This window comes from Klebsiella sp. K5-45, assembly GCF_030128605.1.
In the GTDB taxonomy this organism is placed as follows: Bacteria; Pseudomonadota; Gammaproteobacteria; order Enterobacterales; family Enterobacteriaceae; genus Klebsiella; species Klebsiella quasipneumoniae.
Genome location: NZ_JAKUZW010000005.1, coordinates 279,967 through 293,618 on the forward strand (window position 1 = coordinate 279,967; position 13,652 = coordinate 293,618).

Consider the following 13,652-nt stretch of genomic DNA (forward strand, 5'->3'; position numbering starts at 1 on the left):
CCTCAGACCTTGGCCACCAGCGGACGACCCAGCAGCCCCTGCGGGCGAAAAATCAGGATCGCCACCAGCAGCGCAAAGGAAAAAACGTCTTTGTAATCTGAATTCACCATTCCGGCGAACTGGGCTTCGGCCACCCCAAGCAGCAGACCACCCAGCATCGCGCCCGGCAGCGAGCCAATCCCGCCCAACACCGCGGCGGTGAAGGCTTTGATGCCGATAATAAATCCGATGTAGAAGTCGAAGGTGCCGTAGTTCATGGTCACCAGCACCCCGGCCAGGCCGGCCATCGCCGCGCCGATGACAAACACCAGGGAGATCACCCGGTCGGTATTGATGCCAAGGATCGCCGCCATGCGCCGGTCCTGCTGGGTGGCACGGCAGATGCGCCCCAGCCGGGTGTACTGAATAATCCAGGTCAGGATCAGCATCCCCGCCAGCGCCGCGACGAGAATAAACACCTTGGTCCAGGTGATCTGCACCACCCCATCGCCCACCGTCATGCGCAGCGCGCCGCTGAGCAGCGTCGGGATCCCCTGCTGGTTCGGCCCCTGGCTCAGCTGGACATAGTTCTGCAGGATCAGCGACATCCCGATAGCCGAGATCAGCGGCGCCAGGCGCGTCGAGTTGCGCAGCGGCCGGTAGGCGATGCGCTCGATCGCCCAGCCGTACACGCCGGTGACCACGATGGTGAACACCAGGGTGGTGAAAATCAGCAGCGGAAAGGAGTGGATCCCGAAGAAAGAGAGCAGCGCCAGGCCGATGGCGCACAGGTAGGCGGAGACCATATACACCTCGCCGTGGGCGAAGTTGATCATGCCGATGATCCCATACACCATGGTGTAGCCGATGGCGATTAAGCCGTACACCGCCCCCAGCGTCAACCCATTGATCAGTTGTTGCAGAAAAAACGCCGTCATAGCCCCTCCAGCCGCCAGGCCGACGGCCGCCGGGATGGGTACCCGGTCGACCGCCGTCATGTGACGATTCGCAAGTCAAAAGGACAGAACGTCCTCAGGTCGTGGCCGATCAGAGCTGGTGATATTTGCCCTTGTCATCCCACTGATAGACCACGTAGTCGGACACCTTGAGGTCGCCTTTGCCATCCCAGGCTTTCTTGCCCATCACCGTCTCGACGTCGTGGTTCTTCAGCCAGTCGCTGGCTTTGGCGTTATCGGTGCCGACGGCGTTCCAGGCCGCGGCAATAGCCTGAATGGAGGCGTAGGCGTAGAGGGTATAGCCTTCTGGCTCAAAGCCGCTGGCGCGGAACTTCTCGATCACCGCTTTGCCTTCCGGGAGGGTGCGCGGGTCCTGACCAAAGGTCATCAGCACGCCGTTGGTGAACTGCGGCCCGCCGGCGGCCGTCACCAGCTCCTCGGTGACGATACAGTCGCCGGAGAAGAATTTAGCCTGCACTCCCTGCTCGCGCATCTGGCGCACCAGCGGGCCGGCCTCAGGGTGGCAGCCGCCAAAGTAGACCACGTCCGGCTTGAGGGCGCCGATCTTGGTCACCAGGGCGTTAAAGTCTTTTTCACCGCGGGAGAGGCCTTCGTACAACACTTCTTTGGTGCCCCGCTTCGCCAGCGCTGCGCGGGTGGCATCGGCCAGCCCCTGGCCATAGGTGTCTTTATCATGGATGACGGCAATTTTCTTCGCCTTCAGCACGTCCAGCATATAGTTGGCGGCAATCGCCCCCTGTTGATCGTCGCGACCACACATGCGGAAGAGATCCTTCATGCCGCGCTCGGTGATCTGCGGGTTGGTGGAGCCGGGGGTAATGGTCAGGATCCCGGCTTCGTCATACACCTCGGTGGCCGGCATCGTTGAGGAAGAGCAAAAGTGCCCCACCACGGCGGAGACTTTCGCTTCGTCCACCAGCCGGTTAGCCACCGCTACCGCCTGTTTCGGTTCGCACGCGTCATCCCCCTGCACCAGCACAATTTTTTCGCCTTTGATGCCGCCGGCGGCATTGATATCAGCCACCGCCTGCGAGGCCCCTTTCCAGTACTGGGCGCCGTAGGTAGCGTTGGGGCCGGTGAAGGGCCCGGCGACGCCGATCTTTACGTCAGCCTGGGCGTAAAAGGCCATGCTCATACAACCTGCTATCACAACATGAAGCGTCATTGTTTTCAGTTTCAAAGACATTCGGATATTCCTCAGCGATTTAGAGCCTGGCGTCATGGAATGACGCAGAAAATATCACTTACCGTGTGGTGCCGACGCAGGCGCAGCGCCAGGACGGCCAGGGTGGAAGAAGCAAAAATCCCGCCAGGTAGAGAGGGCGCGCCGGAGAGCGGACGCCCCGGTCGGTGCGCACGCGACGGCAACCCGTGCCGCATCCGGCAAGGGCGCATTCCCTTTCAGGTCAGGAGATCGGTTGCCATCACGTGGCGAGCCGGACAACGCGGTATCCGTACCGGCCCGTGAGCTAAACATAGATGCAGTTAGCGCTCGCTGCGCGCCAGCGTGGTGCAAAAATGCGAATATGATCAACAGTGGTGATTATTTTGTTGCGGTAATGTGAAGATGATAACAGGAGAGCCCGTTAAGGGCTCCCCTGTGGCCCGGCGGCCGCTCAGAGTTGGCTGGTGAACGTTCGGGAGATCACATCCTGCTGCTGCTCGCGGGTCAGCGCGTTAAAGCGGACCGCATAGCCGGAGACCCTGATCGTCAGATTCGGATACTGCTCCGGATGTTCTATCGCATCGAGCAGCTTTTCCCGGTTCAGCACATTGACGTTGAGATGCTGTCCCCCCTCCACCGTCTCCTCGTGATGGAAGTAGCCGTCCAGCAGCCCCACCAGGTTATTTTCCTGCGCCGACGGCGCTTTGCCGAGGGCCGCCGGCACGATGGAGAAGGTGTACGAGATGCCATCTTTGGCGTAGGTAAACGGCAGTTTCGCCACCGAGGTCAGCGACGCCACCGCCCCTTTGCGATCGCGGCCATGCATCGGATTGGCCCCCGGGGCGAACGGCGTCCCCGCCCGACGTCCGTCCGGCGTGTTGCCGGTTTTCTGCCCGTACACCACGTTGGAGGTGATGGTCAGGATCGACTGGGTCGGCACCGCCTGGCGCCAGGTGGGCAGCGCCTGAATTTTGCGCATAAAGCGCTCCACCAGGTCGCAGGCGATGGCATCGACGCGATCGTCGTTGTTGCCATACTGCGGATAATCCCCCTCAATGACAAAGTCCACCGCCAGCCCGTGATGGTCGCGTACCGGCTTCACCCGGGCGTACTTTATTGCCGACAGCGAATCCGCCGCCACCGACAGGCCGGCGATGCCACAGGCCATCGTGCGGTAAACGTCGCGGTCGTGGAGGGCCATCAGCGCCGCCTCGTAGCTGTATTTATCATGCATGCAGTGGATGATGTTCAGCGCGCTGATGTACTGCACCGCCAGCCAGTCCATAAAGTGGTCGAGGCTGGCCATCACGGTGTCGTAGTCCAGCACCTCATCGCGCAGCGGCGCGGTTTTCGGCCCCACCTGGATCTTCAGTTTCTCATCCATCCCGCCGTTAATTGCGTAGAGCAACGTTTTGGCCAAATTGGCGCGGGCGCCGAAGAATTGCATCTGCTTGCCGATGACCATCGGGCTGACGCAGCAGGCGATGGCGTAGTCGTCGCTGTGGAAATCGCTGCGCATCAGATCGTCGTTCTCATACTGCAGCGACGAGGTGGCGATAGAGACCCGGGCGGCGTATTTTTTAAACGCCACCGGCAGCGCCTGCGACCAGAGCACGGTCAGGTTGGGCTCCGGCGCCGGGCCCATGGTGTGCAGGGTATGCAGATAGCGGAAGGTGGTTTTGCTGACCAGGGTGCGACCATCCAGCCCCATGCCGCCCAGCACTTCCGTCGCCCAGATGGGATCCCCGGAGAACAGCGAATCAAATTCCGGGGTGCGCAGGAAACGCACCATGCGGATCTTCATGATGAAGTGGTCAATCAGCTCCTGGGCCTGCTCCTCATTCAGTAAGCCGGCGCGCAGATCGCGTTCAATATAGATGTCGAGGAAGGTGGCCGTGCGCCCCAGCGACATGGCGCCGCCGTTCTGCGACTTCACTGCCGCCAGGTAGGCGAAGTAGAGCCACTGTACCGCCTCACGGGCAGTGCGCGCCGGGTGGGAAATATCGCAGCCGTAGCGGGCCGCCATCTCCTCCATCTGCAGCAGCGCGCGCCGCTGTTCGGCCAGCTCTTCGCGCAGGCGCAGGGTGGCCTCCAGCGCCTCGCCGCGCTCCAGGGCTGGCTGCAGGTCGGCAAACTGCAGCTCACGTTCGCGGACCAGAAAGCGAATGCCGTACAGCGCCACGCGGCGGTAATCGCCGATGATCCGTCCGCGACCGTAGCCGTCCGGCAGCCCGGTCAGCACCCCGGATTTACGGCAGCGCAGCATATCCGGGGAATAGACGTCAAAAACGCCCTGATTGTGGGTCTTGCGCAGCGCCGTAAACTGATACTCAAAGTCAGGATCCATTTCGCGACCATAGGCCTCGAAGGCGTTTTTGATCATATTGATGCCACCAAAGGGATGCAGAGCGCGCTTCAGCGGCTGGTCCGTTTGCAGGCCGACGATCTTTTCCAGCGGCTGGTTGATATAGCCCGCCGCGTGGGCGGTGATGGAGGTAGCGACATTGGTGTCGAAATCCACCGGCGCATGGGTGGCGTTCTCGACGCGGATCCCGGCCATCACTTGCTCCCAGAGGGCGGTGGTGGCCGGCGTCGCGTCGGCGAGGAAAGACTCATCGCCCTCGTAAGGGGTGTAGTTATGCTGAATAAAGTCGCGAACGTTAATCTGCGTTTGCCACGCCGTACCGCGAAAGCCCTGCCAGGCGTCGGCGTATTGTGCGTCGTGGGTGTCGATATCTACTTTCATGAACATCGTCTCTCTACAGAATAAAAAAATCAGGCCAGCGCCGCCGCGGTGTGGATCCGGCCTAAGCGGATCGCATCGAGGGCAATCATGCGCTCTTCATTGGTGGGGATAACCGCACAGCGCACCCGGCTGCCGTCGGCGGAGATCAGACGCTCACCGTCCGAATTGGGCTGCTGGTTGCGGGCGGCGTCCATCTCAAGGCCAAAGACCGCCAGCCGCTCGCTTACCAGCCGGCGGATTAGCACCGAGTTTTCGCCAATCCCGCCGGTAAAAATAATGCCGTCGAGACGCTGCAGCGCGGCGGCGTGGCCGGCGATATGGCGGGCGATGCGATGGACGAAGGTTTTGATCGCCAGGCGGGCGCGGGCATGGCCCTCATGCCAGGCCTGCTCCAGCACCCGCAGGTCGGAGGAAAGGCCGGAGATCCCCAGCAGGCCGGAGGCGGTGTTGGCCACCCGCTCCAGGTCACTGAGGGTCTGCCGGGTTTCCGCGGCAATCCACGCCATGGCGCCGAAGTCGACATCGCCGCTGCGGGTGCCCATCATCAGCCCCTCCAGCGGCGTCATCCCCATCGAGGTGTCTACGCTGCGGCCGTTGCGCACTGCGCAGACCGAAGCGCCATTGCCCAGGTGGGCGATCACCAGACCACTCTCCTGCTCCGGCAACCCGAGCAGCGCCAGGGCGCGCCGGGAGACATAGCGGTGCGAGGTGCCGTGGAAGCCATAGCGGCGCACCCCGAGGTTCTGGTAATACTCCCACGGCAGACCATAGAGAAAGGCTTCCGGGGCCAGGGTCTGGTGAAAGCTGGTATCAAAGACCGCCACCTGCATCACCTCCGGGAACAGCCGCTGCGCCGAGGCGATGCCGCTGAGGCTGGCGTAGTTATGCAGGGGGGCCAGGGACGACACCTGGCGAATATTGTCGATAACCTCCTCGCTGATAATGACCGACTCGGTGAAGAGGTCGCCGCCGTGGGCGACGCGGTGACCAATCAGGGCCACGCTGCCGATGAGGTCGCGTTGGGCTAATGCCCCGGCAATCGCCTGCAGGGCGCCTTCGTAGCCGCGCGGCGCCAGCGCCACCGGTTTGCCGCCGTTAAGCGAGAGAGACGCCTGGTCTGCGTTGATGCCCTCGGCCACGCCGTTGAGCAGGCAGTCGCAGCTGGCGGCGTCCAGCACGGAAAATTTGATCGACGACGAGCCGCAGTTGATCACCAGAACTACCGGAAATTCAGTCATGTTGTACTCCGCGTGGCCTGAGCCGGATTAGAACAGTTTGTAAACGATGTTGAGGATGGTCAGCAGACCAATAGCGGTCACAAAGAGGTTGTCGAGACGGCCACGGTATTTGGCCAGCGAAGGCGCTTTACGAATGGCGTACATCGGCAGCAGACACAGCAGCGAGGCGATAATCGGCGCGCCCATGGCCTCAATCAGGTCGAGGATATTGGGGTTGGCATACGCCACCACCCAGGTCGAGCCCATGATGAACACCATGCTCAGGGTATTGAGCTTGCCGCTGGAGACGCGGGTTTTATCCCCTTTATAGCCGAAGCGCAGGATCAGCCCGTTCAGCCCCTCGAGGGTGCCGAGATAGTGGCCGAAGAACGATTTGAAGATGGCCACCAGGGCGATAATCGACGCGCCATATTCCAGCAGGGTGGCAAAGGTGGATTTAGTGCCCGACATCGAGGCAAAGTGATTCGCCAGATAGGAGAGCACCGGGATATTCTGCGCCTTGGCGTCCGCCATGTTCTGCGGCGAGAGGGTAAACAGGCAGCTGAAGGCGAAGAACATCACCACCGCCACCATCAGCATGCTGGCCCGGGAGATAATCTGCGAACATTTTTGTTCGGTGTACTCCCGGCCAAACTGCGCTTCATACTCTTCGCGTTTGGAGACCACAAACGAGGAGACGATCGGCGAGAAGTTGAAGGAGAACACCATAATGGAGATGCCCAGCCATACTGTCACCAGAATGCCGTCATGACCGGTTAAGGCGATATCGCTGAGGTTCACCTGGTCAATCACCGCGCTATTCCAGTAAGGGATCAGAGACAGGGAGATCACCACCAGGCTGGCGATAAACGGCCACACCAGATAGCTCATCACCTTGACCATCAGGTCTTTACCAAACCAGATGACAAACGCCATCAGCAGCAGCAGGAGCAGCGCCACCACCCCGCGGTTGAGGGCCGGCATCTGTAGCTGGTTCTCCCAGAAGGTCATGAAGGTATTGGTGATCGTGACGCCATAAATCCACAGCAGCGGGCAGATGGCGAAGAAGTACAGAAAGGTGATCACCACCCCGCCGGTTTTGCCAAAATGCTCTTCCACCGTTTCGGTGATATTGCCGGAGGGGTTAGCCCCCGACAGGCACAGCCGCGCCAGCGCCCGATGGCAATAGAAGGCAATGGGATAGGCCAGCACCAGCATCACCAGGATCGGGATCAGCCCGCCGAAGCCGGCGCGGATGGGGAAAAACAGTACCCCGGCGCCGATAGCGGTGCCAAACAGGCCCAGGGTCCAGGTGGTGTCAGATTTACGCCAGGACGAAAGGCTTGTCTGGCTGGATGCAATGCTCTCAGTCGTACTCATATCCTGTCCTCACTTCTGTATTGAATTAAGCGTCAACAAAACCCGTAATTTGCGAGACCCGCGAGAGATCGATATTGCCGCCGGAAATCAGGCTGACCGTTTTGCGGTTCTGGATATAGCTGTCTAATTTGCCGCTTAATAACGCGGCGCAGGCCAAGGCCCCGGCCCCTTCGGTGATCACTTTATTGCGCTGAATTAAGGCGACCATGCTCTGGCGAATGTCGTCCTCACTGACGAGGACGATGTCATCCACCAGCTGGCGGGCGATTTCATAGGTCAGTTTCCCCGGGCGGGCGACATCGCAGCCATCGGCTAAAGTGCCGGCGTGGCGATGGCTGGTGATCTCTCCGGCGTACCAGGAGGCGGCCATACCGTGAACATTCTCCGACTGCACGCCGATAATACGGATCGTCGGGTTAATGGATTTAATCGCAATCGCGATGCCGGCAATTAAGCCACCGCCGCCAATCGGCACGATGACATTATCCACGTCATACAGATCTTCTAATATTTCGAGACCGATGGTGCCCTGCCCGGCAATAACCTGCGGGTCGTCATAGGGGGGAATAAAAATACGGCCTTCAAGTTCAACAATATCGCTGGCTTTGGCGAGGGTATCGTTAAAATTATCGCCATGCAGCACCACCTCCGCCGAATAATCGCAGGTGGCGGCGACTTTCGATTTCGGCGCCCCTTTCGGCATCACCACTTTCCCGTCAATGCCGAGCATGGCGCAGGAGAGCGAGACGCCCTGGGCGTGGTTGCCCGCTGAGCAGGCCACCACCCCTTTGCGTTTTTCCGCCGCGGTTAACCCGCTGAGCTTATTAAAGGCGCCGCGAATTTTAAATGAGCCCGTGCGCTGCATATTTTCGAATTTAAGAAATATTTCCCCCTTGCAGCGTTCGCTAAAATAATTCGAGCGCGGCATACCCGTTTTATATATCTTTCCTGCCAGGCGTTGTTTCGCTTCGAGAATATCGTTAATCGATACCGGAAGATCGTAGGTAATATGCATGATGGCCTCTGTTTCTTAAGATAAAGTCAATAACCGGGCGTCATCCTGCTGATAACAGCGAGGATGGGTGTTGGGTTATTTAATAACTATCAGTCAGGCAATTTCTATTGGCTGCCAGTGGCGGTTGCCCTGCCCCGATGAATACTGTTTCGCCATCTCCACCAGCGACGCCGCCGCGGTTTTCAGCCGGTAATTTTTCGACCACACCGCCGCATAGCGCGCCACCGGCAAGGCCTCTTTAATGGGGATGGTGACAAACTGGCTCGAGCCGAACGGCGTGGTCATGTCGCAGGGAATGACCGTCAGAAAATCGGCATTGAGCACCAGGTTATAGATCGTCACCACCGAATCGGTATTGACGATATTTTCGCGGCGGATGCCGCTGCGCTGCAGGGTGGTCAGCAGTTCGCTGTAGTAACCCATATTGGTCTCCGGCAGCACCCACTGTTCGTGCTGGAGCGAGGCCAGGCGGACGGTGCCGTTGCCGATCCGCGCCCGGTTCGCCACCAACACAAACTCAGACTCAAACAGCGGCTCGACGTGCAGGTCCTGCAGCTTCATCTCATCGCTCAGCGTCCCGATGGCGAAGTCGAGGCGGCCGTCGCGGATTGCCGGCAAAAAGGCGGAGAGCTGCGCCTCATACATTGAGACCCGCGCCTTGGGGAAGGTCATTTTGAACTGATGCACCATCTCCGACATAAAGGTAAACCCCACCAGCGAGGGGAAACCAAAGGAGACATCCACTACCGTGCTGTTGGTCAGGGCATTCATTTCATTGACCATATTTTTCATTTCACGGGTGATTGTCTCTGACCAGTTAAGAAATACCTGCCCGGCCTCGGTGAGCGAGACGCCGGTATTTCGCCGAACGATTAACTCGCTGCCAAAATAGCTTTCCATGTCGCCAATGATTTTACTGACCGCCGGCTGAGTGAGTCCTAACGCTTTTGCTCCAGCCCCGATTGACCCGCTGCGGATCACTTCCTGGAAAACCACCAGATGCTGAGTTTTAGGCAGAGAAAAAGTATTCATCACGTCTCGCTTTCATTCCTTTGTTGACGGCGGAAAGTGTAACAAATCGCGATCACCGGGTTATGTGAGAGCTCTCACAAAGGCTCCGCCGCGGCGGATGAGCAAGAGTCACAAGTCAGAATAAATAAATTAAAATCAATACATTAAAAGCATCATGAACGCTATTTGCACGCCTTTTGTCGTGACCGAATGCGGGGATAAAAATAATTGATGGCAATAACATCGACGGCAGAATGGCGATAAAAAATACGCCTTTTGCACGCTATTTAACCAACGCTGTCAGGGTGAGAAGAGAGCCGAAAATTAAATTAATGCTGTAAAGAATAAAAAGCAGACGTAATCAACGCCCTTATTTAACGACAAGTCGGTTTGGCATCACATTTTATCTGCGGCGGGCGGGAAAAGGGCACAGGCATTATTTACATAAAAGAAACATTATATTCACAATTTAGTTTTTCTTGTGCGGCGGACGGTACGGCTTTTTCCGCCCTATCGCAGGCGGTCATACTTTGATTAAAATCAACCCTGGTAATTTATTTTTTACGGTGGCCGCTTTAGAGTCATTTGTGTTGCCGATCACAAATCCATAAAACAACCTTCCGGCTTTTCTTCCACCGCAACTGATTAACCAGCTTTTCACTATGCAAATGCAAATAACGTATTTGCCCTCCCCGCAGGCGCTCTGTAGTTTGAGCCAGGATCCCGGCGCTACTTTATCCGGGTCAGGACTTTATTATTCAGAGTGTTGAATTCCACCATGATTAAATTAACGCATCTTTGCAAAACCTACCCAGGCAGCGCCCAGCCGGCCATTCGCAACCTCAGTCTGGATATTGATCATGGCGAATTCTGCACCTTCGTCGGCCCGAGCGGCTGCGGAAAAACGACTATCCTGCGCATGATTAACCAGCTGGATATTCCCGACAGCGGCGACGTCTATATTCAGGGCGTCCGCCTCGCTGACGCTGATATTATCCAGGTCCGCCGCCAGATCGGCTTCGTGATGCAAAGCGCCGCGCTCTTTCCCCATCGTACCGTGGCGCAAAATATCGCCACCGTACCGCGGCTGGCGGGCTGGAGCAAAGCGCGGATCCGCGCGCGCATTGACGAACTGGTGGCGCTGATGTCGCTCGACAGCCATCTGCTGCACCGCTATCCGCATCAGCTCTCCGGCGGCCAGCAGGGACGCGTAGCCATCGCCCGCGCCATCGCCGCCGATCCGCCGATTTTACTGATGGATGAGCCCTTCGCCGCCATCGACCCGGTGGTCCGTGAACGCCTCCAGGACGAGCTGTTGCTGTTGCAGCAGCGGCTGCAGAAAACCATTGTACTGGTGACCCACGACATCAATGAAGCGATCCGTCTCGGCGATAAAATCGCCATTTTCCAGGAAGGCGGCGTGCTGGCGCAGTTTGATACCCCCGACCGTATTCTGGCCCACCCGGCAAGCGAGTTCGTGCGCCGCTTTATTGGTCCGGAACCCAATCTGAAGCGGCTGGGCATGATACAGGTCGGCCAGCTGCCGCGTCATGATGTCCCCCTGCTCGACGAAGCGCTAACGCCGATCGCCAGCGCCCATCCACCGCTGGCCAGCCCGCTGCGCCTGGTGCTTGACCGCCAGCGACGCCCGCTGCACTGGTTTGATCCGCTGCGGGGTCTCACCCTGCCGGTGGAGCGCCCGCTCGCCAGCAGCCACAGCCTGCGTTTTGCCTATAGCGCGCTGCTCGACGTGGCGACCGGCGTGCTGGTGCATGTGGATGGCGAAGGACAATACCAGGGGGCGGTGTCTCACGCCCTGCTGCAGCAAGTGCTCGACGGCGCGGTGGGAGTGAGACCTCATGATTGACTGGGGCTGGGTTATCGATAACCGCGCGATGATCGGCGATCTCCTCTGGCAGCATGCGCGGATGGTCCTGCTGGCGCTACTTTTCGGCTCCCTGCTCACCGGCGGCCTGTTAGCCATTACCCTGCGCTGGCCCGCGACGGCGCAGCCGCTCATCACCCTTTGCGGCGTGCTGTTTACCATTCCCTCGCTGGCGCTCTTTATTTTATTGCTGCCGTTTACCGGGCTGTCGCTGACTACCTCGCTGATTGGCCTGACGCTGTACTCGTTGCTGATCCTGTTGCGCAACATGCTGGCCGGCATAGAAAAGCTGCCACAGGCGGCGCTGGAGTCGGCGCGGGCGCTCGGCTACACCCGGGGATTCCGCTTCTTCGATATCGAGCTGTGGCTGCTGCTGCCCTCCTTGTTTGCCGGGCTGCGCATTGCCTCGGTAACGCTGGTCGGCCTGGTCACCGTCACCGCGCTGATCGGCCAGGGCGGGCTGGGACAGCTGCTGCTGGCGGGTTTTAATCAGGACTTTCTGACGCCGATTATCGTCAGCCTGGTCCTGAGCCTGCTGCTGTCGCTGGTCTTTGACGGGCTGATCGCCCGTCTCGGCGACTGGCTAACGCCGTGGACGAAATGATGACACTGCTTCTCGCCACCTTTCACTGGTTGACCCAGCCGGAGCACTGGCTGGGCGACGAGGGCATCCTGCTGCGCCTGGGCCAACACCTTTATTACGTGCTGGTCAGCATGGCCGTGGCCTGCGCCATTGCCCTGCCGCTTGGTATCGCCCTGGGCTACTGGCGCAAAGGCGCCTTCGTGGTGATCAACCTGTTTAATCTTGGCCGCGCCATCCCTTCGTTAGGGCTGATTTTATTATGCATCATCGTTTTTGGCTTTAACGATATCCCGGTGCTGGCGGCGCTTATCGCGCTTTCTATTCCGCCGATTCTCACTAACACCTGGGTGGGGATTTATCACGCCGACCGCCCGCTGTGCGATGCGGCCATCGCGCTGGGCATGACCCCCTGGCAAAGCCTGTGGCAGGTGCGGATCCCGCTGGCGGCGCCGCTGATCCTCGCCGGAGTGCGCACCGCGCTGGTTCAGCTTATCGCCACGGCGGTGGTCGCAGCCTATGCCGGTCTGGGCGGGTTGGGACGATTTCTGATCGACGGACTCGGGCAACGGGATATCCCGCAGGTGATCGGCGGCTCGCTGGTGGTTTCCCTGCTGGCGATAGGCGGCGAACTGCTTTTCGCCCGCTGCGCCGGCCGCCTGGTTCATCGCCGTATTGCCGCGCCTTATTAGCGTGACACTGACATGACCCCAGCGCCTGGCGCTGATTAACCTGAAAATAAAAGAGGTATTATGAAGCAATTATTTGGCAAGGCCGTCACCGCCCGTCGATTTCGTCTCTCGTTGCTGGCCGCCGGGCTGTTCAGCCTGAGCGTTTACACCTATGCCGCCAGCGTCACGGTGGGCGGGGCCAACTTTACCGAAAGTTCCATTCTCGCCAACATCTACGCCAGCGCGCTAAAGAAAAATCATATCGAGGCCAACACCCGTCTCAACCTCGGCAACCGGGAAATTATTATTCCGGCGCTGCAGAGCGGTGAGATCGATATCGTTCCGGAATATCTTGGCGCCCTGCTCAATTTCTATAACGGCAAAACCGAGGCCACCAGCCAGCAGGACGTCAGCGCTGAGTTGGCTCAGGTCCTGCCTGCCAATTTCACTCTGTTGAACCCGGCCCCGGCCACCTCGATCACCGCCTGGGCGGTACGTGCCGAGACCGCGGAGAAATACCATCTGCGCACCCTCTCCGACCTGAAGCCCATCGCCCCGCAGCTGGTGATCGGCGGACCGCCGGAGCTGGCGGTACGCGCCCTGGGCCTGCCGGGGCTGAAACGCGTCTATGGTCTTGAGTTCAAAGCAGTGAAATCGCTGGACATGGGCGGGCCGCTGACCCGGCTGGCGCTCAATTCGGGCAAAATCGACGTCGCGACGGTCGTCTCCACCCAGGGCAATCTGGCGAAGGAGAAATGGGTGGTTCTGGAAGATGATAAACATGAGCAACCGAGTCAGAACGTGGTGCCGCTGGTGCGCAAAGCCAGTCTGACGCCGGAGATCGGCGCCGTGCTCAATGAAGTCTCCGGCAAACTGGACAATGCCACGCTGATTGCCCTCAACCAGCAGGTAGATCTTCAGCATAAAGATCCAGCGGCCGTCGCCGACCAGTGGGTGAATGCCAACCTATCCCAACACTGACCTTCACTCCGCCACGGATGGCGTTCAGCCGCGAGTCCACGCTAT

13 protein-coding genes are annotated in these 13,652 nt (G+C 59.3%); 6 read left to right on the forward strand and 7 right to left on the reverse strand.

Translation table 11 applies throughout. From position 1 onward, the window contains the following. Positions 1-2: 2 nt before the first annotated feature. Complete coding sequence (locus MKS11_RS13015; protein WP_284109587.1) at positions 3-917, reverse strand: ABC transporter permease subunit; 915 nt, start codon at positions 915-917, stop codon at positions 3-5. Positions 918-1,026: 109 nt separating this feature from the next. Continuing rightward, positions 1,027-2,085 carry a branched-chain amino acid ABC transporter substrate-binding protein gene (locus MKS11_RS13020; protein ID WP_284109599.1) on the reverse strand — a complete coding sequence of 353 codons (1,059 nt, stop codon included), beginning with the start codon at positions 2,083-2,085 and terminating at the stop codon, positions 1,027-1,029. Between the two features lie 289 nt (positions 2,086-2,374). Here MKS11_RS13020 and MKS11_RS13025 point away from each other — a divergent pair, with 289 nt between their 5' ends. Then, entirely contained in the window at positions 2,375-2,521 is a 147-nt protein-coding gene (locus MKS11_RS13025; protein WP_032425919.1) for a hypothetical protein, read from the forward strand. Between the two features lie 51 nt (positions 2,522-2,572). On the opposite strand, the gene pflB is transcribed toward MKS11_RS13025, so the two are convergent. The 5 genes from pflB to tdcA all read right to left on the reverse strand — a co-directional run bounded on the left by pflB (position 2,573) and on the right by tdcA (position 9,511). Further along, the gene (pflB, locus tag MKS11_RS13030; RefSeq protein ID WP_004203262.1) at positions 2,573-4,867 is read right to left on the reverse strand and encodes a formate C-acetyltransferase; all 2,295 of its coding nucleotides are present in this window, start codon (positions 4,865-4,867) and stop codon (positions 2,573-2,575) included. 29 nt (positions 4,868-4,896) lie between these two features. Then, a complete protein-coding gene (tdcD, locus tag MKS11_RS13035) occupies positions 4,897-6,105 on the reverse strand; it encodes a propionate kinase (protein WP_017899865.1) in 1,209 nt (402 codons plus the stop codon). Positions 6,106-6,132: 27 nt separating this feature from the next. Continuing rightward, a complete protein-coding gene (gene tdcC / locus MKS11_RS13040; RefSeq protein WP_004203264.1) occupies positions 6,133-7,464 on the reverse strand; it encodes a threonine/serine transporter TdcC in 1,332 nt (443 codons plus the stop codon). A gap of 25 nt (positions 7,465-7,489) precedes the next feature. Continuing rightward, on the reverse strand, positions 7,490-8,479 hold the full coding sequence (gene tdcB / locus MKS11_RS13045) for a bifunctional threonine ammonia-lyase/L-serine ammonia-lyase TdcB (protein ID WP_004203265.1): 990 nt from the start codon (positions 8,477-8,479) through the stop codon (positions 7,490-7,492). Positions 8,480-8,572: 93 nt separating this feature from the next. Next, positions 8,573-9,511 carry a transcriptional regulator TdcA gene (tdcA, locus tag MKS11_RS13050; RefSeq protein ID WP_004203266.1) on the reverse strand — a complete coding sequence of 313 codons (939 nt, stop codon included), beginning with the start codon at positions 9,509-9,511 and terminating at the stop codon, positions 8,573-8,575. 197 nt (positions 9,512-9,708) lie between these two features. Between tdcA and MKS11_RS13055 the strand changes: the two genes are divergently transcribed. From MKS11_RS13055 to MKS11_RS13075, 5 genes are all read left to right on the forward strand, one after another. Beyond that, a complete protein-coding gene (locus MKS11_RS13055) occupies positions 9,709-9,831 on the forward strand; it encodes a hypothetical protein (RefSeq protein WP_032447029.1) in 123 nt (40 codons plus the stop codon). A gap of 437 nt (positions 9,832-10,268) precedes the next feature. After that, positions 10,269-11,357, forward strand: coding sequence for an ABC transporter ATP-binding protein (locus MKS11_RS13060; protein WP_017899866.1), 1,089 nt, complete (start codon positions 10,269-10,271; stop codon positions 11,355-11,357). Next, positions 11,350-11,979 (forward strand): ABC transporter permease, encoded by a 630-nt coding sequence (locus MKS11_RS13065; RefSeq protein ID WP_004203268.1) that lies wholly within the window; start codon positions 11,350-11,352, stop codon positions 11,977-11,979. The genes MKS11_RS13060 and MKS11_RS13065 overlap by 8 nt, the downstream gene beginning before the upstream one ends. After that, the gene (locus MKS11_RS13070) at positions 11,979-12,647 is read left to right on the forward strand and encodes an ABC transporter permease (protein ID WP_004203269.1); all 669 of its coding nucleotides are present in this window, start codon (positions 11,979-11,981) and stop codon (positions 12,645-12,647) included. The genes MKS11_RS13065 and MKS11_RS13070 overlap by 1 nt, the downstream gene beginning before the upstream one ends. 60 nt (positions 12,648-12,707) lie before the next feature. Further along, positions 12,708-13,607, forward strand: a complete 900-nt coding sequence (locus tag MKS11_RS13075; protein WP_064177671.1) for an ABC transporter substrate-binding protein — start codon at positions 12,708-12,710, stop codon at positions 13,605-13,607. Positions 13,608-13,652 lie beyond the last annotated feature (45 nt).